This is a genomic window from Tritonibacter scottomollicae (genome assembly GCF_032924845.1).
Classification (GTDB): Bacteria; Pseudomonadota; Alphaproteobacteria; order Rhodobacterales; family Rhodobacteraceae; genus Epibacterium; species Epibacterium scottomollicae.
Genome location: NZ_CP136704.1, coordinates 2299960 through 2323780, shown reverse-complemented (window position 1 = coordinate 2323780; position 23821 = coordinate 2299960). Strand labels below are relative to the sequence as shown.

The window sequence follows — 23821 nt, the reverse complement described above, 5'->3', positions numbered from 1 at the left end:
AGCATGAGCAGACCTCCGAAGACGACATACAAGACGACCAACTGGAAGAGCTACAATCAGGCGCTGAGGCAGCGCGGTTCGCTGACCGTCTGGTTCGATCCCTCTATGCAGTGGGAGGCGCTGCCGTCCGGGCGGCGCGGACGCCAGCAGTCCTATAGCGACGCCGCGATCCAGGCCTGCCTGACCCTGAAGGTCCTCCTCGGGCTGCCACTCCGCCAGGCGACAGGGTTCGTTGCGAGCCTGCTGGAACTGTCCGGCCTTGGCTGGTCCGTGCCTGACTTCAGCACCCTGTCGCGTCGCCAAAAGGCCTTGGACGTCACCATCCCGTATCGGGGCTCCAAGGGCGCGCTTCACCTGCTCGTCGACAGTACCGGCATCAAGGTGGAAGGTGAAGGCGAGTGGCACACGCGCAAGCATCCCTCTCACACATGCAAGCATATGTTGCCGGGCAATGGGTGGCTCGCGACGCAGGGTTTGGCGCAAGATCCACCTCGGGATCGACGAGGAAACATTGGAGATCCGGGCGGTCGAGGTCACCTCCAGCAACGTCGGCGACGCGCCGATGCTGCCGGACCTGCTTGCCCAGCTCCCGGCGGAGGAGGAGATCGCCACCGTCACCGCCGACGGTGCCAATGACACCCGCGCTTGCCATGATGCCATCGCGGCCCGCGGCGCGGCGGCGGTCATTCCGCCGAGGCGGACTGCGAGGCCTTGGAAGCCGGACACGGCCGGAGCCCGGGCGCGAAACGAGATCCTGCGAGCATCGAAGCACTTGGGTCGGGCGCTGTGGCGAAACTGGAGCGGGTATCACCGCCGCAGCAGGGTGGAGATGAAAATGAACTGCGTGAAGCTGCTCGGCCAGAGGTTAGTGTCACGGGACTTCGACCGCCAGGCCGCCGAAGTTCAGATCCGTGCGGCGGTCATGAACCACTTCACCGCCCTCGGCATCCCTGTCACCGTGGCCCTAGGATAAGTGTGTTCGGGGAAAGGGGAACTCTGGCTGTTAGCTGATTTGTGCAACAGCGCCGAGGCGATAGCAAAACATCTTGGTGGCGTCATTGGGCAGATATTCGTCGCCGAGGACCTAGAAAGTCCTGAACACAAAGCGATGGTGGGCCGGTTGACTTCTGCTATTGAGCTTGGTGCGCTACAAAAGAGCAGTCGCAGGGAGATCAAATATCCCGCTGATCTTGCTATAAGTAACATCCATTCGGCCGGTTTTTTTGTGGCTCGATCCGTGTCATTATCGACATGAAATATGTTTATGAATAACGACTTAAGGAGCTGGGGGATCAAGGGGAGCAGTTCTGGAATGTGACTAACCGATCTCCGAACTACTATGCCCGAACCATCGCACTAAGATTGGCGCGACTGTACGCAAAAGAAATGGGGCATCGGCCTACTTTGGGTATTTCCCGTGAGGGAAATTTTCCGTCCACCGACTTCGGCCGTGCGCTTGAAGAGGTCTTTACCATTCTCAACATTACAGCATCGTTCCGCAATGCTGCACGTTGGGCAATCGAGCAGTTGACCGACGAGGACATGCGCCCTCAAAGAAATGCTTTAGCCGGATTGTTTGACTTCCGTGACCCCAGTCAAGGGAGGTCAGTGCTTGACGTGCTATCGAAGGAACAAGAGACCGAAAAAAGGTAAGACAATTTTGGGGTTCTGCTCACTCCGATTTGGGCTTTCATGCTTTGCTCTCAACGCCAGTGAATGATGCGCAAGCTGTTTCAGTCCATAGATAAAGGATTGAAAAGATGGCAAACCTCTTCGAGCAAAACCGAAACTATGTCCTTGGCGATCCCGATCTTGATCTGATCGGGGACCGTGAGAAGCTGGCGCAATGGCGTCACAAGAATATGGGGCCAGCATTCTATCGCCTTGGTCGCAAGATCATCTATCGCGGTGCTGACCTGAATGCTTGGGCTGACGCCAACCGGGTTGAACCCGGAAAAGGCGGTCGCGTCTGATGGCTAAACGGGTCTCGCGGCGCAAAATCAAAATCCATAACCAATACACCTACGAGCAAGCGGCGGATGCGCTGGGCGTGACGGTTCAGACGGTGCGGATGTGGCGGCAATCTGGTTTGCCCGTCTTGGACAGCCAGAAGCCGCATTTGATCTTGGGCTTTGCTTTGAAGGATTATCTGAACGAGCGGTGGGTCAAGCCGAAGCGTCGTTTGGCTCCGGATCAGTTTCTTTGCATGACCTGGAACGCGCCACGCCGCGCTTATGGCGGCATGGCCGAGTATCTGCCCTGCACCGCTGCACGGGGCAGATTGGAAGCCCTGTGTGAGGACTGCCAAGGGGTGTGCGGTAAGTTCGCCAGCCCGTCCCTTTGCAAGCAACTTGCCCCGATCCTGACCATCGCCACGCGCAACAGGAAATGCCCCCAAAAGGAACCTTGCGAACCTAGCGTTAACCATAACTTCCGCACGTCCACTGAATCCGTCGGAATTATTGGACGAAAACAGGCCAATGGCCAGCGATACAAGGACAAGACAGCATGACCCGATTTGTTGAAGAGAATGAGCGGATCAAAAACGAATACGCCACCTACTTGCGACATGCAAAAGGGCAGGACGCGACCTCGATTGACAAGGCGCGCGCAGCGATCCGGCGCTTCGAGGAAAGCACCAAGTTCAAACCGTTCAAGAAGTTCCATCGCCAACAGGCGGCGGATTTCAAAGCCTATCTGGACAAGCAGAAGAACGCAAAGACCGGCAAACCGCTGGGCTTCTCCACGGTCGATGCCACCTTGCGTCTGGTCAAGGCGCTCTTTCATTGGTTGGTCAGTCGTGCCGGGTTCAAGCGCGTGCTGACCTATGCCGATGTCGAATACTTCAAGAACACGCGCAAAGCGGGGCGGGTGGCGCATACGCAGCGGGCGATCCCCTATCCGTCAGTGCAGCAAGCCGCCCATGCGTTTCAGGCCATGCCGTTCGAGACCGAGTTCCAGAAACGTGACAAGGCGCTGTTTGCGTTTTTCATGCTGGCAGGCGCGCGGGATAGGGCGGTGGCATCACTCAAGCTCAAGCATGTGAATGTCGATCTGGGCCATGTTTTTCAGGATGCGCGCGAGGTGAACACCAAGAACGCCAAAACCATCATGTGTCAGTTCTTTCCGGTCGATCCCGCCTATCGCGACTGTTTCGCCGCCTATGTAACCTTTCTGCGCGAAGTCAAATTGTTCGGGCCAGAGGACGCACTCTTCCCCAAGGCGCGGGTAGGGGTGGTAGAGGGGCAGGGCTTCACCAACCTTGGCCTTGCGCGGGAGGGGTTCGCCAATGCGGCCAAGCTGAACACGATCATTCGGGGGGGCATCTGCCGCTGTCCAGATGCCCGAATACACGCCCCATACCTTTCGTAAGACCTTGACCCATCTAGGCAATGAGCTGGCGAGAACGCCGGAAGAGTTCAAAGCGTGGTCCCTGAGCCTCGGGCATGAGAACGTGGCGACTACGATCAACTCGTACCTGCCGGTCACGACAGAGCGCCAGATGGAGCTGATCCATCAGATGAGGTGCAGGCACAAAGGTTGAACCAAAGCTCTTTGCTATGTTTATCTCGCTGATATCCTGCGGCTACTTGGAAAAACAGAAGAACGGCAAGACTGGCAAGCCGCTGGGCGTCTCCACGTTTGATGCCATTTTGCTGCTGGTCAAGGTGTGCTTTCTTTTGTTGATCAGTCGAGCGCGGGGGAAGTAGGTGCTGACCCATGCCGATATTCAATACTTCAACAACACGCGCAAAGCTTGGCAAATGGCGCATAGGCGGCGCACTATCCCCTATCCCTCGATGCGTCTTACGTGCGACTTAACCCTGGCGAAAAATAAGCGACTCTTCAGAGGTTGCATGGGTGTTCGGCCGCGCGTAAAGATCTGGAAAATTTGAGAGCTCCGACATGGCCTCCGACAGTTTGCGACAAAATTTAATTCAGGTCTCACGGTTCTCTGCTGTGGGCGTGGTGAACACGCTTGTAGGACTGGCGATTATCTGGGGCAGCATGTATCTGGGGCTCGGCTACGTTAAAGCGAATATTCTGGGATATGCTGTTGGTTTGATTGTGTCTTTCACTCTAAATAGCCGTTGGACATTTAGCCAACGGGCAAAGGAAGGGGGCAGTACCAGCGCGACATATGCACTGCGTTTCCTGATCGCATTTTTGATTGCATGGGGCGCAAATTACATGGTTCTTATTTTCGGTGTCCGGTCTTTCAACCTTTCGCAATATATCGCACAGCTTGGCGCAATGGCGACGTACACTGTCGTGTTTTTTCTACTTTGCAGAGCTTTTGTATTTTCTGCAAAAAAGTGAGGGTAACCTGATGGCCACGAATCCAAATTCATCATCTTTAGGCCAGAAGCATTGGGTGCCGATACTGGCGCTGAGCTTGATTTACGCGGTCATATATGGGCCGAGTGTTTTTGCCCGGATCGTGGCTTCCGAGTTTATGGAAATTGATCCCCGATCTATCATGACCTCGCTCGATGGGCTGACCACTGGGCCGACCTATTACAATATGAACAAACAGTACCATTCCCAATTCTATGGTTGGACATATTTTTCCCTAAATTTCTTTCTTATCATGATTGCAAAGCTGTTTGCGGTGACAAGTGAGATGAGCATCAATCTCATTGTGCGCGGCAGCTTGTTTATCATCGGCCTTGGACTTGTCGCGCAAACATATCATCTGGTGCAAAAATTTTTTGCACGGATCTGGGCGTTTGCACTGACCATCGTTGTTATCGTGAACCCGGTGAGCGCTCATTACTTTATCACGATTCACCCCGAAAGTTTAGGTGTTCTCTTACAGCTGATCGCTGTTGGGATATTGATATCTCTCTACCAAAACCTGCCAAAATTCTCGAAAAAGAAGTTCTTTCTGGCTGTTCTCTTTCTGTCCTTGTCTTCGCTGAGTAAACAGCCCTTTTTCATTACTGGGACGTTTGTCTATATTGGGTTTCTCATCATCGCGCTGACCACGGCCGAAAAGCCTGTTGCGCTGGCAGGCTGGTGGCCGATTTGCAAAGTGACCTTGCAAAGTATCGGTGTGTTCTTGCTGGTGTTGCTATTCATCCACCCCTATGCGCTGGTGCAGATGAATGAGTTTCTGGCCACGCAAAGCAGCTTGTCCGGTGAGCATGCAGGAAAGAGTTTTCCCGAAGTTTGGCCGAGGTGGCGCGCTCAGCTTCTGGCGAACTTTCTACCGCTGATCAATATTGCGCTGCTGCCGTTTATCCTTCTGCTGCGACAGGTGCCGCTGGCGTTGAAAGTAACGGCGGTCTTTACCATGCTGGCAGTGGTGATTTTCATACTGAACGCCCGATTGTTCGTCAACATCAACTACCTTTACCCGGTGTATTTCTTCCTCTCCTTCAATGCCTTTTATTTTGTGTTCAAGGTGGTGGTGCCCCGTGTCAGACATACAGCAGGTCATGCCGTGGGGGCAGGCCTGCAAGGGGTGTGCGTGGCCTTGATCGCTGTGGTGTCGTTGTCCAATTTCGCCCACGCGGTGACCAAGACCCACCAAAGGTTTTTGCTGGATGGGCTGACAACGCAACATGTGACTTGGTCATATCTGGAACAGTTCGAGACCGGGACGCGTGTTGTGTTCTCGCCTAACGTGGCCGTCCTAGCCCCTCTGATCGCCACATCCTGCAATGCTTGGTCCGGATGCGGGGACCAGGTCGGCATCGCCGATTATGACCCCGACATTGTCGTGTTCAGCCCGGAGTATCCGCATTTTGAGGCGGCAGAGTTTGAGACATTTGTCTCTCAGAGCACATATGAGCTGCGTAAGACAGTGGAAGCACAGGACTGGCCAGAGCTGTCGGCATGCACAGCGACGCCGGCGGGCATTCAAGCGGGTGAAACTATAGGAATAGGGCTTGTTGTCGCGCATTATCTGTCCAATCCTTTGCGCTGCAAGACAGCCTATGTGGCCAGCCTGCAAGCCTATGCCGATCAAGCGATTGTGCTGGGATATGACACGCGAATTTACGTAAAAGGACAGTAGGGTGAGCGCGATAAACTTTTATATCTCTGTTGTCGTGCCGGTCTATGCGGGCAAAGCGTATCTGGACAGGTTGACAGATGCTGTGGAGGCCGTGCGCAAACAGTGGGACGAACGCGCCTACCCCATGCGCATAACCGAGCTGATCTTCGTCGATGATGGATCTTCGGATGGGTCCGAAGACGTGCTGCGCCGTTTGGATGCCCATGACTGGGTCAAAGTCATTACCCTGTCTCGAAACTATGGCCAGCACGCCGCAACGATTGCCGGGATCTCGTATTCCACAGGGGATTGGGTGTTCACCATCGACGAGGATCTACAGCACAAGCCAGAGATGTTTTTCGGAATGCTCCAGGAATGTGTCCGCGACAGTTCGGATATCCTTTATGCCAAACCCAAGGCGTGGGTTCATAAATCTGTGTTCAGAGATGTATCATCGCGGTCGGTCAAATGGCTGCTGGCCCGGTTGAGCAACAATCCCAACATACGCAATTTCAATAGCTTTAGGCTTATGCGCGGGAATATCGCCCGCACAGCGGCCGCGATTTCAAGCCATGAGAGCTTTTTCGACATCGTGCTGGGCTGGCACTCGACCCGGGTCGCAACGCTTGAACACCACATGGAAGACGAGCGCTATACACAAGAAAACGTCTCCGGGTATAACTTTCGCAAACTCTTGTCGCATTCGCGCAAACTGGTCATGACATCTGATGCCCGCTTGCTGCGCGGGTTCGGGCTTTTGGCGCTCATTCTCTTCCTGTTTTGCATCGTCTTCGGGCTGCTCGTCTTGGTGCAGAAGGTGGTGTTCCCGGCCTCGATTACGGTGCAGGGGTGGACCTCTTTGATGCTAGTAACGCTGATGACGGGCAGTGTGTTGTCCATCATTCTCAGTGTTATCTCCGAATATTTGTCTAACCTTGTACAGCACATGAACGGCAAGCCCTCCTTTACGATTGTAGACCGATCCAGAGACGCCGAGTTGCGCGCGTTTTTTGAGGATCATACAGCCACTCAACGCACGGATTGACTTTCCCCTGTCACAACACCCCACCGCAGTGATCACTCAAGCCTTGGAGTTGCCTAGTGCATGTCTTTCAGAATCGCCATGGCGGACCCGTGGTCGTTGTGTTTGGGTCCGGCGGCGTTGTCGGTTCGGCTTTGCAACGTCAGCTTGCCGTTGCGGGATATCAGGCCACCGCCGCATGTGCCATCCTCTGGGCGCAACCCGTCCAAGACATCTCGACACAGATTGACGCCTGCTTGAAACGACCGGCGCTGACACAGGCCCAGAACAAAAAACTGGTGGTCGTCTGGGCCGCGGGCGCCGCCGGCTTTGGCAGCAGTGAACAAGATACACAAAAAGAGCTGGCCGTGTTCACAGCTGTTCTGGATCAGTTGCAGGAGCATCAGTTGAAATTATGGCCCCAGACCCGTCTGCGGTTTCTTTTGATCAGCTCAATCGGAGGACTTTTTGAAGGGATCACCAATATCAGGCCGGACAGCCCGATTTCTGTCCGACGGCCCTATGGACAGCTGAAGCAGGCCCAGGAACAGCTAATCGCCACCCAAGAGGGGTTGAGCGCGGGCATCATACGATTGCCTTCGGTGTATTCATATATCAACGTCAACAAACGTATGGGTCTGATTCAGACGATGACCCGCAACGCGCTTTTGCGTCAGATCACCCCTATTTTCGGATCTCCGACAACCCTGCGCGACTATGTGTGGGCAGATGATATCGGACGTACGGTGGTCCATTTATGCGGCGCTGATACGCTGTCGACCCAGCCGTATCACCTCTTTTCCGGCCGTCCAGCGTCCATCTTATATATTCACGCGTGTCTGGAACGGTGTTTGGGTCGATCCGTACATCTGTCGTTTCACTATGAGGCGCACAATGCCCTCAATATCACCGGCCATCGGGTGTCCTATAACGGAATGTGGCAGCCGACAGATATGACCGAGAATATTACACGCATTGTCGACAACGCCCTGTCACAACACATCTGAAGGCGACGCCACGCGGTAGGACCTGGGAGGGGGTTTATATGTTTGGTGCCATGGGCCCTCCTTCGCCGCCGAAGATGCACTGCTGAAGGCAGCCTCCGACACGCTGCCGACTGGTCAAACCCTGATCTTGTTTGGGTTTGGTGGCGCGCTTTTTTTCGCCGCGCTAGCACTGTTCAATAGGCAGGCACTCTTCAGTGACGCCGTCGTTTCAGGCCCTATGTTGGCAGATGTCGTTTTCGAAATCGCTGGTCGGCTCTTCTACGTGCTTGCCCTGACCCTAATCCCATTGTCGACTGCGATGGTCATCCTTCAGGCTACACCGCTTGTCGTTTTGACTGGAGCGTCACTTGTTTTCGGCGAGCGCGTGTGGTCGAAAATGTGGTATGTTTTATTTTTGATATGACAAAAATGTTTAAAACTAGATATTTGAAATCTTTGTTCGGGGGGGCATCGTCTCCGCCATAACTCCTTGAAAATGAGTTGCTTTATGGATTTCCGCGAATTGGCGGGTGATCATCAGCGGAGTGGCAAAGCTGCCGGGCCGTAATTTGGAGTAACGAGACGTCTTTTGGCGATATGCCCGGAAGGTCTCGAGATCGAACCGGATCCGTTTCTTCTGCATGAAAATAGCTGAGGGGCAGGATTAATGGCTGAGCGATTTCACATAGCGGAGTGGTAGGGGCACCCATACATGGACATCGCCCCGGTTGAGCGGGTCCGGCTTGCGTAAAACCTCGTCGGGGCTCACACCATGAAAAAGGCCGACATCAAAAGACTGGAGGCGCTGCAAGAGAAGGTGATCGGGACGGTGTCGAGGCCTCGCGAGCAGGATCGATTGGATGTCCTGACCGCCCGCTTTGACCAACAGGAGCAGGGCGAGCAGCCGTGCCCGTCCCGGACAGATATACAGCACGCAACTTGAACGAAGCCTGGCGGGGGCTGCTCGCTGCGTCTTTACACTGACGATGGCGGCCCGTTCTGACCCGTGGAAGGCATCCGCGGGATGATCCCGACGCTTTGCCCGTACAGGTTTCACCAGGGCAACGCCGCATTCCGACATATCGGAAATCGGCTTCTTGATGACCCCACCCCGATGCAGCCCGGAAAGGGGCCTTGTTGCGCAACTCGCGAGAGGGATTCATGGTGTAAATCCAGCGTGATAGTTGGGTGGTATGAGCAGTTGGTCCCCTACGAAGTACAAGACCACGAACTGGTCGCCGTACAATTACAGCCTGAAACAGCGCGGATTGTTGTCGATCAGGGGTGATCCCGACATGAGTGGATACTTCCTCCGAGCGGGACGCGCGGTGGTGAACGGAGCTTCAGCGATGCCGCGATCCAAACCTGTCTGACCCTGAAAGTGCTGTTCGGCATGTCGCTGAGGCAGAGTGAGCCGGTGAATGCGCCCCGGGTTCGAGCCCACTGGCGAACGGGGTTCGTGCAGAGTCTCCTAGACTGATCGGACCGTGCCAGACTTCAGCACGCTGTGTCGCCGCCAAAAGACGCTGAACGTGAGCAGCCCATATCGCGGCGGCGCGGGGCCGCTGAACCTATAGGTCCCCTCTCATGGCTTGCAAGCAAACCACTGCCGGGCAGCGGATAGCACCGGCATCAAGGCCGAGGGCGAAAGTGAGTGGAACGCTTGCAAGCTCGGTGGCCCCAAACGGCGCATTTGGCGCAAGATACACATCGGGATTGACGAGAAGACGCTGGAAGTTCGGGCGACGGATATCACCGCCGGAGCCGTGTCGAGGCAAAGATGAACTGCATCAAGTTGCTCGGCCAATCACTCATGGCCTGTGACTTCGACCGCCAGGTCGCGGAGTTGCAGGTTCGTATCGCCGTGCTCAACGGGTACACCGCGCTCGGCATTCCTGCCACAGTGGCTGCAGGGTAGATCCGTCCGGGGAAAGGGGAACTGTGGTCAGGCCTCGATTTGTGCAACAACGCCACGCGTCGGTCATCGACGTGAGGTTTGCCGTGAGCCTTTGGAGAGAGAGGTTTCAGCCCTGCCATCTGCGCGTCGGTTAGCCAGAAAAGGTTGCTCATGTCGCCGCTCCATTCTTGAAATCGTGACGCACGTTCTGGCGGGAATTAATGCATCCTGAACCTAGGGGACGGAGCGAAGGGGGGAGCAATCAGATGTTTCAAATCTCGCCGCCTTAGGTCAGTGCGGGCGAGGTCTCCGTAACCGCTTCGCACGATATCACGGCCGTGCGCGCCCCGCAGGGTCAGCGCCGCGTGCAGGTCCGGAAACAGGTCGAAGACTTCTCGACGATCAGCGCTGCTCAGGCTGCGGAGCGCTTCCGGGCCTGGCCAGAAGGTTTCGGTAGCACAGCCGTCGGCAAAGATCACTTGATGGGCTTCCGTCATCAGGTGAATGTAGCAGGTCGGTGCGTCGTTTCGGTCGGTCATGACGTGTTCTGGATCCAACTCCTGCAGCAGACGGGCGCGCACGAAGGGCATGGGTTCGGGCTGGCAGCCGTCGCGGATGACAAAACGATGCTGCGGTGAGACGCGGATCAGGCGTTCATTGCCAGCCCGCCCACCAGGGCGCAGCAAAACAGGCCGCAGGTGAGGGTTGCGACGCAGTTCCGCTCGGGTCAATCGGCGCTTGCCGGCCCAGATGACTGGCACCAGCCCATTGTCGGCGGTCTGGAGCATGTCACCGGTGCGGATGTGCTCGACTGGAATCTCGCCGTTTGCAGTCAGGATCCGTGCGCCGGGGGTGAAGCAGGGAATCCCAGCTGCAAAAAGCTGATCGTGGGTGCTCATCTGGTTCGGGGCGACGCCCTGCAGCACCAGTTGTTCGCCGTCCGGAAACGTGAGTAGTGCATTGCCGAAGCCGTCGTCGGACGTGCTGACGTCGGACGTCCGGACCATGCCGCCTTGCCCGGAGCCACCGCTTAGCTCGGAGACGTCGAGCTGATCGTTGTAGAACCCATTCGCGTCATCATCGCTGAGATCGAAATCAGTGATGGCGTCGGTGCCGCCCGAAGCGGAGAGAGTGATTTGATCGTCGCCCAGTCCACCAGTAAAGCTGTCATCTCCGCTGCCCCCCTGCAGCGTATCATTGCCGTCACCCGCGTCGATATTGACGCCTACGCTGTCGTTACGCGCATCCACCACATCGTCTTGATCGGTGAGAACGAGTTCTTCGATCTCGGAAAACTGGATGGTGTCAGTACCGTCGGTGATGAAGCCTGTCTCGTTGCCCGTATAGGTCACCGTCACAGGGCCAGTCATATAGGATAGGTCGACGATATCCTGATCGTTACCAGCCTCGCCTCCGACGATCGTGTCGTTGCCGAAGTTGTCCTCGATGCGGAAGGTGTCCGCATCCGCCTCGCCATACATCTCGTCATCGCCGGTGCCGCCGATCAGGAGATCCGCGTCATTGCCACCGTACATGGTGTCATTTCCGGTGCCGCCCTCGAGAGTATCATCACCGTCGGTGGCGATGATACTGTCATGTCCGCTTCCGCCCACGAGGCTGTCGTTGCCGGCGGAGTTGCGCAGCGTATCGTCGCCTTCGCCGCCATAGAGGGAGTCGTTGCCGAGGCCGGTGGTCAGGCTGTCGTTGCCGGCACCACCATAGATCAGGTCATCGCCGTCACCGCCCGAGATGGTGTCGTCGTTGTCGCCACCATCAATGGTGTCATTGCCGGCGCCGCCTTCCATGTAGTCGAATCCTGCGCCGCCGGACATCGTGTCATGCCCTTCCTCGCCGAACATGCTGTCATCGCCGGTGCCGCCAACCATGCTGTCGTCATCGACGCCAGCATACATTGTGTCATTGCCGTCGTCGCCCTCAAGCGTGTCGTTGCCTTCGGTGGCTACGATGCTGTCATCGCCGACGCCCCCTACGAGACTATCGTCCCCGGCAGAGTTGTGCAGGGTATCGTTGCCCTCGCCGCCCAGAAGCGTGTCGTTGCCAATGCCGGTGGAGAGGCTGTCGTCCCCCTCGCCGCCGTCGATCAGATCATCACCGTCGCCACCGGACATGGTGTCGCCACCGCGTCCCCCGATCAGGGTGTCCGCGCCGATGCCACCGGTGAGAACATCGTCTCCGTCGCCACCGTCGATACTGTCGTCGCCTTCGCCGCCATCCAGCAGGTCATTGCCGCCCTGGCCAAAGATCACGTCCGAACCCTGTCCGCCAATCAGCGTGTCGTTGCCCCCATCAATGGGGGTGTAGACGGCGTCTTCGATCAGATCGCCAGAGAGAGTGAACCCCGAAGGCGTGTTGCGCGCTTCAAGGGTGAAGTTGATCGAGGAACGTCCCTCGAACTCGGCTGAGAACCAGGCGTCCTGATCGTCGGGGCTGTTCTGTTCTGTGCCTGCCGCCCGAATTGTGGTGCCGTCGTTGGTGACGTTGAGGCTGCTGTCGTCGGAGGTCCCAAAAGCACTGTATTGGTCTGTGTCTAGCGAGACCGCCTCGACGTCGAAGTTGTAATAGTTCTGGTCCAGGTCATTGAAGGTGGCGGTAGAGTTCAGCGCGACCGCCTCACCTGTGGTCGGATCAAAAAACTCCAGCCGGAATTCGGCGGTGTCGCCATATCCGTAGCCGTCAATGAGGATTTCTGCGCCGCGTTCTCCGGAGAGATGAATTTGCATGTTCGGGTCAGACGCGCCGACCAGTACGACACGCCCCCAGACGGATGTTCCATCGTCGAGAAATGCGACATCGCGGTAAACGGCGGAATCGCCGACCCCGGCGCTGTTTGTGGTGTAGGTCTGGCTCACCAGGTTGTTGATGTCGAGGACCAGTGGCGTGGCATCTGCACCTTCGGAGCCGCTCTCATCGCCCATCAGCGTATCATTGCCGGCGCCACCGGTGACATGGTCGTGGCCGCGCCCCGCAAGGACCGCATCGTCGTCGTTTGTGCCGCTCAGCGTGTCGTCCGAGTCGCCGCCAAAAAGCAGCTTGTAGAGACCGTTGCCGTTGCCGTTCCCATTGCCAAGGCCATAGGCGTTGCCGTTCCCATTGCCGAGGCCAAGGTTCACAAGGACGTTTTCGATAAGCCCGTTGTCCTCGTCTTCTTCCTCTTCTTCCTCTTCTTCCGGTTCGACCAACTCGTCCCATGGGGCAAACGCATCCACCTCGAAGGTTTCAAGCTCCGTCAGCCAAGCCGGGTCTGCATCCTGCGGGGCGTCGCAGTCTGCTGCCAGGGGCTGAATGGGGTCTTCGGAGGCGGGTTTGGTCATCGGGCGTCTCTTGTATGGCAGAGACCACAGCACCATGGTGGCGCTCCGGTCAGATTGCGGGCAGCTAGATAGGGAACATATTCAGCTTGCAGAAATTTTCGGTTAATTCCGCTGCTCTGGTGTCAGCCCATAGAAAAAGGCCCCGGAAACCGTCCGGGGCCTTTGTGGTTTAAGTGATGCGGCGCAGGTGTGGCGCGGATCAGGTCTCTTCCAGAAGGCAGGCCACCTTTGCGTTTTCCGGGCCTTTCAGCTCTGGGCGGGTAGTGCGGCAAGCGTCGATTCGCTTCGGGCAGCGGGACTGGAACAGGCAGCCCCGCGGCAGGTTGAGCGGGCTGGGCAGGTCGCCGTTCAGCACCTGTGGCGTGGTTTTCACCCGCGGATCCGGCACCGGCACCGCCGACAACAGCGCCTGACTGTAAGGGTGGCGGGGGGTGTCCACCACCGCGCCTGCCGGGGCTCTTTCCATCACACCGCCCATATACATCACCAGCACGTCGTCCGAGATATGGCGCACCACGCCAAGGTCATGCGCCACAAACACCAGCGTCAGCCCCATCTCATCCTGCAGCTCTTTCAACAGGTTGATGACCTGCGCCTGAATCGACACGTCCAGCGCCGAGACCGGTTCGTCACACAGCAATACCTGCGGCGTCGAGACCAGCGCCCGGGCGATGCCGATACGCTGACACTGGCCGCCGGAAAACTCATGCGGGAACCGGTTGAAGTTGCGCTCCGGGATGCCGACACGATCCAGCATCTCGCGGGTGGCGCGCTTGCGCTCCGCGCCGGACATGTCGGGGCGGAAATAGGTCAGCGGTTCGGCCACGATATCGCGGATGGTCATGCGCGGGTTGAGCGAGGCAATGGGATCCTGAAAGATCATCTGCATCCGCCGGCGCAATTCCTGCATGTCGGCGCGGCGGCTGTAGTCCATGGTGCGCCCGTCCAGTTGCACGGTGCCGCCGGAAGGTGTCACCAGCCCGGCGATGGCGCGGATCAGGGTGGATTTGCCGCAGCCGGACTCGCCCACGATGCCTAGCGTCTTGCCCCGGTGCAGGTCAAAGCCGACGCCATTGACGGCATGCAGCGCATTGGCCGGGGACCAGGGCCATTTCTTACCCTGATTGATGGCAAAGGTGACCCTGAGGTCGGAGACGGAAAGGATCGGATCGGTCATGTCAGCTCCTCCACGGGGCGGATGCAGGCGCGTTGCTGGCGGTCTCCGGTCAGCTCCGGCAGGGTCTGGTGGCAGCCGGGGATGGCGTCGACGCAGCGCGGTGCAAAGGGGCAGGCGACAGGGGCGCGGGTCTGGTTCGGCGGGCTGCCGGGGATCGCAGCAAGGCTGGCGCTGGCATCGCTGATATTGGGCACCGCGCGCAGCAGGCCACGGGTGTAGGGATGACCCGGCGCGTCGAACAGGTCGAGCGTCGGTGCCGCCTCCATCACCCGGCCCCCATAGAGCACCAGCGTGTCCTCGCAGAACCCCGCCACCACGCCGAGGTCATGGGTGATCAGCATCACGGCGGTGCCAAGCTCGCGCTGGATCTCGTCGAGTAGCGACATGATCTGCGCCTGCACGGTAACGTCCAGTGCGGTTGTCGGCTCATCCGCGAGGATCAGTTTCGGTTTGCAGATCAGTGCCATGGCAATGACGATCCGCTGCCGCATGCCGCCCGAGAACTCGTGCGGATAGGCGGTCAAGCGGTTTCGGGCATCCGGGATCTGCACTGCCTCCATCACCTCCAGCACGCGCTTGCGTGCATCGCTGCGCGACAGCCCTTCGTGCTGTTCCACCACTTCGCCCAGCTGGCGCTCGATCCTCATGTAGGGATTGAGCGAGCTCATCGGGTCCTGAAAAATGATGCCGATATCCTTGGCCCGGATGCGGTTCAGTTTGGCGGAGGGCAGGGTCAGCAGGTTTTGCCCCTCGTAGAGCACTTCGCCCTCGGCCTCGGCGTTGTTGGCCAGAAGCCCCATGATCGACATGGCGATCTGGGACTTGCCGGAGCCGCTCTCGCCCACCACGGCCAGTTTCTGGCCCTTGGCGATGTCGAAGCTGACGTCATTGACCGCATGCACGTAGCCATCGCCGGTGCGGAAGCGGATGTTCAGGTTGTTGACGGAAAGAAGGCTCATGTCTCAGCGGTCCTTCGGGTCGAGGGCGTCACGGAGACCGTCGCCGATGTAGTAGAGGGAGACCTGTGCGATCACGAAGAAGGCGGCCGGGAAGGCCAGTTGCCACAGGGTGCCAAAGGTCATGGTGCGGGCCCCTTCGGAGATCAGCGCCCCCCAGGAGGTATTGGGCTCCTGAATGCCGACGCCGAGGAAGGAGACGAGGCTTTCCATCATGATGACCTCGGGAATGACGATCGAGGTGTAGATCACGATCACCCAGAGGATATTGGGCATCAGGTGTTTGAAGATGATGGCAAAATTGCTCATCCCCAGCATCCGGGCGGCATCCACGAATTCGCGGTTCTTCAACATCATCACCTGACCGCGCACGATCAACAGGCCAGCGGTCCAGTTCACCAGGATGATCACCAGGATCATCTGCGTCAGCGAGCGGCCAAAGAAGGCCTGCCAGACCACGAAGAAGATGATGTAGGGGATTGAGAGCCAGATGGTATAGGCGCCCATGATGACTTGGTCGGTGCGACCGCCGAAATAGCCCGCCGTGGCACCGAGGACGGAGCCGAGGATCACCGAGGCGGTGCCGGCGAGGAAGCCCACCAGCAGGGAGGTCTGGCTGCCCTGCACGACACGGGCATAAAGGTCGCGGCCCAGCTCATCGACGCCGAAGTAATGGCCATTGGCCAGCGTAGGGCCGCCCTCGGTCTTGACCTTGCCGAGGACGTTCCAGTCGATTTCCTCGTAGCTCCACTGCGCAAGGCTGTGGCCGAAGATGGCGAACAGCACCAGCAGCACCAGCATTAGCACCGAGACCACGGCCATGCGGTTCTTCAGAAAGCGCTGCCGGGCATCGGCCCAGAACGAGCGGGAGGTGATCATCTCCTCCGCGGCGGCCTCGGCATAGGCGGGGGCGTTCATCTGTTTCTTGGCAGTGGTCACAGCTTGCTCCGCACTTTGGGGTCGATCCAGGCGTAGGCAAGGTCGAGCAACAGGTTCAGGGTGAAGGTCAGCACCGAATAGAGGATCGCAAGCCCCAGCAGCATGGAGTAGTCGCGGCTATAGGCGCCGTCGATGAAGTCCTGCCCGATGCCGCCGGTGGAAAAGAACACGTCGATGAAGACGGAGCCGGTGATCATGTAGACAAAGACCGGTCCCATGTAGGTCAGCGTCGGCAGCAGCGCCGGTTTCAGTGCGTGGCGGATGATGATGGTGCGTTCCGGCAGGCCCTTGGCGCGGGCGGTGCGGATGAAGGGTGAATTCATCACCTCAAGGAAGGAGCCCCGCGTCAGGCGGGCCACCCCGGCCATGTAGGAGGTGCCGAGCGCAACCGCCGGCATGATGATGTATTCCCATTGGCCGCCATTCCAGCCGCCGCCGGGCAGCAGCCCCCAGGACAGGGTGAACAGCAGCACCATGATCGGCGCCAGCACGAAATTCGGGAAGATCTGGCTGAAGATCGCCAGTCCCGTCATCGAGTAGTCCCAGAACGAATTGTGCCGAAGTGCTGCGATGATGCCGAGCGGGATGCCGCAGGCCAGCACGAAGACCGCCGACCAGAACCCGTAGGTGAGCGTCACCGGGAACCCCTGCGCGATCACGTCGTTCACGGTGCGATCCTTTTGGCTGAAGGAGGGGCCGAAATCGAAATGGAAGACGATGTTCTTGATATAGGTCCAGAGCTGCACATGGAGCGGCTCGTCCATGCCGTAGCGTTCCAGCACATTGGCCATGACCGAGGGCGGCAGGGGTTTTTCGGAGGTGAAGGGCCCGCCGGGGGCGAGACGCATCAGGTAGAACGAGAAGACGATCAGAACCAATAGCGTCGGCACCACCGTGAACAGGCGGCGCAGGGTATAGTTCAACATGTAACTGCCTCATGACGCCCCGGTTGCGCGCTGGCGACCGGGGCGATGGGTTGTTGATGTTTCAGAAGGGGTTACTCGGCGACCTTGTAGAGGTCCTTGGAGTACCAGTTCTGCTCGACGTTGTGGATCGGCCAGCCCTGTACTGAGCTGTCGAGCATGATGTTGGTCGAGTAGTGATAGACCGGCACAACAGGCATCTCGTCCGCCAGGATCTTTTCAACCTCGGCATAGAGCGGGGTGGTGTTCTGCGAGGATTTCGCCTCGGTCATCAGCTCGTCCACCTTGGCGTTGGAGTATTTGCCGTCATTGTAGCCGGAGGGCGAAGTCAGCAGATCGAGGAAGGTGGAGGCCTCATTGTAGTCACCACACCAAGCGCCGCGTGCCATGTCGAAGTTCTGGTTGCCGCGGGTTTCCAGAAACACCTTCCATTCCTGGTTTTCCAGCGTCACGTCGACGCCGAGCTTCTGCTTCCACATCTGCGAGGCAACGATGGCCACCTGCTGGTGCGATTCAGAGGTGTTGTAGAGGTAGTTGAAGGCAAGCTTCTCGCCATCGGGACCATAGCCTGCCTCGGCCAGCAGTTCCTTGGCCTTCGCGTCGCGCTCGGCCTGGGTCATGGTGGAATACTCGACCTCGGGCACCTCGAAGTCGGCGGTGGCACCGGGGGTGAAGGTGAAGGCCGGGAACTGGCCGCCCTGCAACACAGCGTCGGTGATCACGCTGCGGTCAACGGCGTAGGAGAGCGCCTGGCGCACGCGGGCATCCTTGAATGCCTCCGGACCGTTTTCGACGTTGAAGGTGAAATAATAGTTGCACAGGCGGGGCAGGGCATAGGCCTCGTCAGGGAACTCTTCCTTCAGGGTCGGATACTGACCTGCGGGGATCTCGGTCTTGTCGACCTCACCGGCGCGGTAGCGGGTCAGGCCCTGGGCCTCGTCGCCGATGTTGAGGGTCACGACCTTGTCGATCACGGTCTTGTCGTTGTCCCAGTACATCGGATTGCGCTCGCGCACGGAGCGTTCCTTCAGCACGTGTTCCGTCAGCATATAGGCGCCGTTGGAGACCATGTTTTCCGGCCGGGTCCATTCGGAGCCATGTTCCTCGATCGCCCATTTTGGCGCCGGGAAGGTGGTGGCGTGGCTCACCATCTTGTCGAAATAGGGCAATGGCTGGCTCAGTTGCACCACCAACGTGTGATCGTCAGGGGCGGAGACGCCCAGATCGGTGATCGGCTTCTCGCCCGCAATGATGGCGGAGGCGTTCTCGATCGACATCAGCTCCATGTACCACGCATAGGGGGAGGCCAGCTCGGGCTCTACCGCGCGCTGCCAAGCGTAGACAAAATCCCCCGCAGTCACGGGCTTGCCATCGGACCATTTGGCGTCGTCGCGCAGCGTGAACGTGTAGGTCATGTTGTCTTCGCTGACCTCATGGCTGAGCGCAACGCCGGGGACGTTGTTGCCGTCCGCATCTTGGTTGTAGAGCCCTTCGAAGAGGTCACGCACCACTTCAGCGCCGACGACACCCTCGACGACCTGCGGGTCGAAGGAGGAGAATTCATCCATGACACGGTAGGTGAAGGTCTGGTCGGCGGCGAGGTTGGCATCTGCAGGCACGTCAGCGGCAAAGGCCGGGCTGAGCATGGTGCCGGACAGCAGGGCGGGTATGAGAAGCGATTTGTAGGACATGGGTCTCCCTCTTTATTGATTGGTTATTGTATCCAATACCCTGCCTGAGGAGCTAGAAACTGAGAAGCGTTAAATTACCGCAATTCTTCGAATGAGGCCGGTAGTGTGCAAGTTATTGCCGAAAAATGCGGTACTTGGGCGCGGAAACGGTTCCGCTACGTCAATTCTACGCACGGCCTTTCCTGTTCCGACAGCGTATTGAGCAAGCGCCAGCGGGCCAGATTCCCAGAGGGAATGCAAGCTGACGCGCATATGCGGAAGCGCAAATTACGATAGATTTATGGAGGCGCGCGACGTCGCGCCTCTCACGGCATGATTGCCCAGCGGATCGCCATGGCCACGACACCAAGCATCGCGACGCTGAGACACCATAGGCCAAAGAACCAGAGCCAGCGTCGCATCAGTGATATCCTTCGCTCGGGTCCATTTTGCCGCGAAACACCCAATAGGCGTAGGCGGTATAGGCGAGGATCACCGGGAGCAGGATGGCGGCACCAACCAAGGTGAAGGACAGGCTTTTGTCTGGTGCTGCGGCGTCCCAGATGCTCAGCGATGGGGGGACCATCATCGGGTAGAAACTGACGCCGAGGCCAATAAAACAGGTGGTGAAAATCCCCAGTGCCGCAAAAAAGGGCTGTTGATCTCTCCCGCTTTTCAGGCCGGAAAACAACAACCAGATCAGAACCGCCATCAGAGCCGGGACGCAGAAGCTCCAAAGGCTGCCGGGCAGGTTGAACCAGCGCGCAAAATAGACCGGGTCCAGAAACGGTGTCCACAGGCTCACAACGCCAATCAGAGCCAGAGTGCTGATCGCCAAGGGCACCGCCACACGCCGCATGTGGTGATGGATGTTCCCTTCGGTCTTCATGATCAGCCAGCAGGCGCCGAGCAGCGCGTAGCCCACGGCCACGGCCAGGCCGGTCGTCAAGGAGAAGGGGCTGAGCCAGTCGAACCAGCCACCGGCATAGGCGCGGCCTTCAACCTCGATCCCCTGCACCAGTGCCCCGAGGGCGATGCCCTGACAGACAGCCGCCAGGAGCGACCCGCCAGCGAAGGCTGCGTCCCAGACCCATTTGTATCTCTGCGCGCGCCAGCGATATTCAAAGGATACGCCGCGAAACACCAGCGCCAGCAGCATCAACATGATCGGCATGTAGAGTGCGGGCATGATGACGGCATAGGCCAATGGGAACATGGCAAACAGTCCGCCGCCTCCCATCACCAGCCAGGTTTCGTTGCCGTCCCAGACCGGGGCGACGGAATTCATCATCAGGTCACGTTCCTCGTTCGACTTGGCAAAGGGGAACAGGATTCCAAGGCCAAGGTCGAAGCCATCGAGGATGACGTAGGTCAGAACTGCAAGGGCGATCAGGCCCGCCCAGATGAATGCAAGGTCGAATTCCATGGTGCGGCGTCCTCAGTTTTGAGTCTTCGGGGTGAGCGGTTCGATCTCGCGCGGCGCAAGCATACCTGCAGCGCGCACCGGCGCATTGCGCAGGCCGAGGCGCAATGTTGCAGGTCGTTTGTTCATCATGGCGAGGATATATGCAGTGCCCGCGCCAAAGACGAAGAAGTAGACCACGACGAAGGCGATCAACGAGGTGGCAACCGCAGGTGCCTCGACCGGTGCAAGACTCTCCGAGGTACGCAGCAGCCCATAGACCGTGAAAGGTTGACGTCCAACTTCTGTAGTGATCCAGCCTGCAAGCACCGCCACAAACCCCGACGGCCCCATCACAAGGCAGGCGCGATGCAACCAAGGGCTCTCGTAGAGGCGCCCGCGCAGCCTGGCGGCACCGCTCCAGAGCCCAACGGCCAGCATGGCAAAGCCAAGCCCCACCATCACACGGAAGCTGAAGAATACGATGGTGAGCGGCGGTTCGTCCGCGTCCGGCACGGTATCGAGGCCCTCCATCGGCGCGTTCGGATCATGTTTGAGGATCAGGGAGGACAGCTTTGGCACCTCAATGGCATAATCAATGCGCTTCTCCTCCGGATTCGGGATGCCAAAGAGGATCAGAGGTGCGCCGTCGGGGTGGCTGTCATAATGGCCTTCCATCGCCATGACTTTGACCGGCTGATGCGCCAGCGTGTTGAGGCCGTGGGCGTCCCCCATGAAAATCTGGAGCGGTGTCACGATCAGCGCCATCCACATCGCCATCGAGAACATTCGCCTGGCGTCCTTGTCGGCACGATCTCGCAGCAGATGCAGGGCGCCCACCGCACCGACGACAAAGGCGGTGGTGAGGAAGGCCGCCAACACCATGTGCACGAGCCGATAGGGGAAGGAGGGGTTGAACACGATCTGCCACCAGTCTTCGGGGATGAACTGGCCATTCGCGGCGATGGAATAGCCCGCGGGCGTCTGCATCCAACTGTTCGCCGAAAGGATCCAGGTCGCGGATACCAATGTGCCGAAGGCAACCATGGCGGTTGCGAACATGTGCAGCCTGTCGCCGACCCGCTTGCGTCCAAACAGCATGATGCCGAGGAAACCCGCTTCAAGGAAGAAGGCCGAGAGCACTTCATACGCCATCAGAGGTCCAATGATCGGCCCGGCTTTGTCGGAGAACACCGACCAGTTGGTGCCAAACTGATAAGCCATCACGATGCCAGAGACGACGCCCATGCCAAACGCGACGGCGAAGATCTTTTTCCAGTAGTCGAAGAGAGCAAGATAGGTGTCGTTCCGCGTGCGCAGCCAGAGCGCATTCAGTACAGCAAGATAACTTGCCAGCCCGATCGAGAACGCCGGAAAGATGATGTGAAAGGATACTGTGAAAGCGAATTGAATACGCGCCAAAGTTTCGGCTGTGGTGCCGTCCAGCATAGGAATCTCCTGCCGTAGATCTTTGGGCAACTTCTACCCACCCGCCGTTAAAAACAATCTGTCACATGTGCCTTTGCGCGCCCATGTCGCGCGTCAAGCTGTCACTTGCGGCCGAGCGTCACTCGAGCAATATGCGTTTAATCTGTTGCTTTAAATGAAAAAACCGCAATTTCAGCTATGTAGTCTGCCGGCGAGCCATGCCCTGAAGACCGCGTCATGTGGTGGCCACGCGCCGTTAGGGGCGTTTTGGAGCGAAGATGCGGAAAAGTTTGTCAGGAAAGTTGAAAAATGTTAGCGCCCACATCTGCGGGCGGCTAAACTGTGCTTGCAAGTTGGCTCTGCGCGGGCCGGTTTCATCGAAAAGAGGGCAGGACCGAAATAATGATCTTATGTTGTGGCGAAGCGCTGATCGACATGATCCCGACGGGGAGGGCATCCGGGCAGGACGCCTTTGTGGCCCATTCCGGTGGTGCAGTTTTCAACACGGCGATCGCGCTGGGTCGTCTGCGGCGCAAGGTTGGGCTGCTGAGCGGCGTGTCGAACGACCTTTTTGGAACGCAGTTGGCGACGGCGCTGGGCGACAGTCATGTTGCGGTGGACTACCTCGTCAGATCTGACAGGCCGACAACGCTGGCTTTTGTCAAACTCGAGAACGGCCACGCAAGCTATGCATTCTATGACGAGAACACGGCTGGCCGGATGATCACGACAGATGTGTTGCCAAAGATCACGCCTGACGTGGGCGCGTTGTTCTTTGGTGGTATCAGCCTTGCCTGTGAACCCTGCGCCGATACCTATGCCGCGTTCCTTGACCGAGAAGGGGCGGAGCGCGCGGTTGTGGTGGATCCCAACATTCGGCCCGGGTTCGCGCCGGACGAGGGTCGGTATCGGGCGCGGCTGATGGCCATGCTGGCACGGGCGGATATGGTAAAGGTCTCGGATGAGGATCTGGCCTGGATCATGCCGGATCATGCGGGCCTGCAGGCACAGGCCGCGGCGCTGCAGGCCTGCGGTCCGGCGGTGGTTCTGGTCACGCGTGGCGCTGACGGAGCAATTGGCCTGTTGCCAGACGGCGATATGGTTGAGGTCGCGGCTGAGCGTGCGGACGTGATTGATACCGTCGGCGCAGGCGATACCTTCAATGCTGGCGTGATGGCGCGGCTTGATGAGATGGGGCTTATGACAAAGGCAGCCCTGCGTAGGCTGGGGCCAGAGGATCTGAAGCAGGCCTTGTCCTTCGGGGCCAAGGTTGCTGCGATCACGGTGTCGCGGGCGGGGGCAAACCCGCCTTGGCTCGACGAACTCTGACGCAAACAGTGGGCTGGACCCGAGGCGGTGAGATCAGCGTCGGGTCTGCATGTTCTGAACCAGCCCGGCACAGGACTGGGTGATGTGATCTCGGGTCAGCTCCGCTGCGCGGTCGGCGTCACCGTCGGCGCAGGCCTGCCAGATCGCCAGATGCTCCGCATTTGATTTTGCCACATTCCCTGACCGGATCAACGCGGCGCGCAAGTAGCGGTCCACACGATCCATCGCTTTGTCGATGGCGTCCTCGTGATAGGGCAGGCGTGCCGCACGGTAGAGGCGTTCATGGAAGCCGCGATTAAGATCCCCCCAGGCGATGGGGTCGCAGGTGGAGTTCAAACCGTGGAAGAAAGACTTGGCCTCTTCTAGCGCCTCACCATCCATGCGGGGAACGGCGCGGCATATGACCTCGGGTTCGATCAGGGCGCGGTATTCAAAGATTTCGCGCAGCTCATCGAGGTCAAGTCCGGCGACGACGGCGCCTTTGAACCGCTGTGAGGCGACCAGTCCCTTTTCTTCCAGTCGAGAGATTGCCTCGCGCACTGGAATGCGGCTGGTATTGAACAATCGGGCGATCTCGTCCTGGCGCAGCGGCGTGCCTTCTTCCAGCTCACCCTCGATAATGGCCTTCCGCAGCGCATCGAACACGATCGACGCGGCAGAGGCTGTTTTCGAAATATCGATGGGCTGCAGTTTCATGACATGTCTCTCCTCGAGCGGTTCATAGCGAGGAAGGCAGGGCAGGGCAAAGCGTTTGGGTCTT

The 23821-nt window shown here is 58.6% G+C and carries 22 protein-coding genes and 3 pseudogenes; 13 read left to right on the top strand and 12 right to left on the bottom strand.

What is annotated here, in order from left to right; translation table 11 throughout:
* The first annotated feature begins 3 nt into the window (after positions 1–3).
* The 5 genes and pseudogenes from R1T40_RS11685 to R1T40_RS11665 all read left to right on the top strand — a co-directional run bounded on the left by R1T40_RS11685 (position 4) and on the right by R1T40_RS11665 (position 3372).
* Positions 4–973: pseudogene (locus R1T40_RS11685) on the top strand (IS5 family transposase).
* Positions 974–1362: 389 nt separating this feature from the next.
* Positions 1363–1653: a hypothetical protein gene (locus R1T40_RS11680; RefSeq protein ID WP_317384225.1), complete on the top strand. Its 291-nt coding sequence runs from the start codon at positions 1363–1365 to the stop codon at positions 1651–1653.
* 107 nt (positions 1654–1760) lie between these two features.
* Positions 1761–1973 carry a MerR family transcriptional regulator gene (locus tag R1T40_RS11675; protein ID WP_317384224.1) on the top strand — a complete coding sequence of 71 codons (213 nt, stop codon included), beginning with the start codon at positions 1761–1763 and terminating at the stop codon, positions 1971–1973.
* Positions 1973–2512 (top strand): helix-turn-helix domain-containing protein, encoded by a 540-nt coding sequence (locus R1T40_RS11670; protein ID WP_317384223.1) that lies wholly within the window; start codon positions 1973–1975, stop codon positions 2510–2512. The genes R1T40_RS11675 and R1T40_RS11670 overlap by 1 nt, the downstream gene beginning before the upstream one ends.
* Positions 2509–3372, top strand: coding sequence for a site-specific integrase (locus R1T40_RS11665; protein ID WP_317384222.1), 864 nt, complete (start codon positions 2509–2511; stop codon positions 3370–3372). The genes R1T40_RS11670 and R1T40_RS11665 overlap by 4 nt, the downstream gene beginning before the upstream one ends.
* A gap of 113 nt (positions 3373–3485) precedes the next feature.
* Here the strand turns inward: R1T40_RS11665 and R1T40_RS11660 are convergent, their stop codons facing one another.
* Positions 3486–3773, bottom strand: coding sequence for a hypothetical protein (locus R1T40_RS11660; protein WP_317384221.1), 288 nt, complete (start codon positions 3771–3773; stop codon positions 3486–3488).
* 133 nt (positions 3774–3906) lie between these two features.
* Between R1T40_RS11660 and R1T40_RS11655 the strand changes: the two genes are divergently transcribed.
* From R1T40_RS11655 to R1T40_RS11630, 7 genes and pseudogenes are all read left to right on the top strand, one after another.
* Entirely contained in the window at positions 3907–4320 is a 414-nt protein-coding gene (locus R1T40_RS11655) for a GtrA family protein (RefSeq protein ID WP_317384220.1), read from the top strand.
* A 10-nt stretch (positions 4321–4330) separates the two neighbouring features.
* The gene (locus R1T40_RS11650; RefSeq protein WP_317384219.1) at positions 4331–6022 is read left to right on the top strand and encodes a hypothetical protein; all 1692 of its coding nucleotides are present in this window, start codon (positions 4331–4333) and stop codon (positions 6020–6022) included.
* A 1-nt stretch (position 6023) separates the two neighbouring features.
* Positions 6024–7046 (top strand): glycosyltransferase, encoded by a 1023-nt coding sequence (locus tag R1T40_RS11645; protein WP_317384218.1) that lies wholly within the window; start codon positions 6024–6026, stop codon positions 7044–7046.
* Positions 7047–7102: 56 nt separating this feature from the next.
* Positions 7103–8029: an NAD-dependent epimerase/dehydratase family protein gene (locus tag R1T40_RS11640; protein ID WP_317384217.1), complete on the top strand. Its 927-nt coding sequence runs from the start codon at positions 7103–7105 to the stop codon at positions 8027–8029.
* 751 nt (positions 8030–8780) lie between these two features.
* Positions 8781–8951: a hypothetical protein gene (locus R1T40_RS11635; RefSeq protein ID WP_317384216.1), complete on the top strand. Its 171-nt coding sequence runs from the start codon at positions 8781–8783 to the stop codon at positions 8949–8951.
* Between the two features lie 63 nt (positions 8952–9014).
* Positions 9015–9296, top strand: a complete 282-nt coding sequence (locus R1T40_RS22290; RefSeq protein ID WP_394804986.1) for a NotI family restriction endonuclease — start codon at positions 9015–9017, stop codon at positions 9294–9296.
* Positions 9202–9926 (top strand): annotated as a pseudogene (locus R1T40_RS11630) (transposase). The gene R1T40_RS22290 and the pseudogene R1T40_RS11630 overlap by 95 nt, the downstream one beginning before the upstream one ends.
* Before the next feature lie 53 nt (positions 9927–9979).
* On the opposite strand, the pseudogene R1T40_RS11625 reads toward R1T40_RS11630, so the two are convergent.
* The 10 genes and pseudogenes from R1T40_RS11625 to R1T40_RS11580 form a co-directional block, all read right to left on the bottom strand.
* Positions 9980–10078 (bottom strand): annotated as a pseudogene (locus tag R1T40_RS11625) (IS5/IS1182 family transposase); the annotation flags it as partial.
* 45 nt (positions 10079–10123) lie between these two features.
* Complete coding sequence (locus R1T40_RS11620; protein ID WP_317384215.1) at positions 10124–13237, bottom strand: Hint domain-containing protein; 3114 nt, start codon at positions 13235–13237, stop codon at positions 10124–10126.
* Positions 13238–13436: 199 nt separating this feature from the next.
* Positions 13437–14414: an ABC transporter ATP-binding protein gene (locus tag R1T40_RS11615; protein WP_317384214.1), complete on the bottom strand. Its 978-nt coding sequence runs from the start codon at positions 14412–14414 to the stop codon at positions 13437–13439.
* A complete protein-coding gene (locus tag R1T40_RS11610; protein ID WP_317384213.1) occupies positions 14411–15373 on the bottom strand; it encodes an ABC transporter ATP-binding protein in 963 nt (320 codons plus the stop codon). Before R1T40_RS11610 ends, R1T40_RS11615 begins: the two co-directional genes overlap by 4 nt.
* Before the next feature lie 3 nt (positions 15374–15376).
* Positions 15377–16309: an ABC transporter permease gene (locus R1T40_RS11605; protein WP_317384212.1), complete on the bottom strand. Its 933-nt coding sequence runs from the start codon at positions 16307–16309 to the stop codon at positions 15377–15379.
* Positions 16306–17235 (bottom strand): ABC transporter permease subunit, encoded by a 930-nt coding sequence (locus R1T40_RS11600; protein ID WP_106161992.1) that lies wholly within the window; start codon positions 17233–17235, stop codon positions 16306–16308. Before R1T40_RS11600 ends, R1T40_RS11605 begins: the two co-directional genes overlap by 4 nt.
* A 71-nt stretch (positions 17236–17306) precedes the next feature.
* Positions 17307–18923, bottom strand: coding sequence for a peptide ABC transporter substrate-binding protein (locus R1T40_RS11595; protein WP_317384211.1), 1617 nt, complete (start codon positions 18921–18923; stop codon positions 17307–17309).
* 305 nt (positions 18924–19228) lie between these two features.
* A complete protein-coding gene (locus R1T40_RS11590; RefSeq protein WP_317384210.1) occupies positions 19229–19324 on the bottom strand; it encodes a DUF2474 domain-containing protein in 96 nt (31 codons plus the stop codon).
* Positions 19324–20328 carry a cytochrome d ubiquinol oxidase subunit II gene (gene cydB / locus R1T40_RS11585; protein WP_317384209.1) on the bottom strand — a complete coding sequence of 335 codons (1005 nt, stop codon included), beginning with the start codon at positions 20326–20328 and terminating at the stop codon, positions 19324–19326. Before cydB ends, R1T40_RS11590 begins: the two co-directional genes overlap by 1 nt.
* 12 nt (positions 20329–20340) lie before the next feature.
* A complete protein-coding gene (locus R1T40_RS11580; RefSeq protein WP_317384208.1) occupies positions 20341–21753 on the bottom strand; it encodes a cytochrome ubiquinol oxidase subunit I in 1413 nt (470 codons plus the stop codon).
* Between the two features lie 381 nt (positions 21754–22134).
* Here R1T40_RS11580 and R1T40_RS11575 point away from each other — a divergent pair, with 381 nt between their 5' ends.
* Entirely contained in the window at positions 22135–23061 is a 927-nt protein-coding gene (locus R1T40_RS11575; RefSeq protein WP_317384207.1) for a carbohydrate kinase family protein, read from the top strand.
* 33 nt (positions 23062–23094) lie between these two features.
* On the opposite strand, the gene R1T40_RS11570 is transcribed toward R1T40_RS11575, so the two are convergent.
* The gene (locus R1T40_RS11570) at positions 23095–23757 is read right to left on the bottom strand and encodes a GntR family transcriptional regulator (RefSeq protein ID WP_317384206.1); all 663 of its coding nucleotides are present in this window, start codon (positions 23755–23757) and stop codon (positions 23095–23097) included.
* Between the last annotated feature and the right edge of the window lie 64 nt (positions 23758–23821).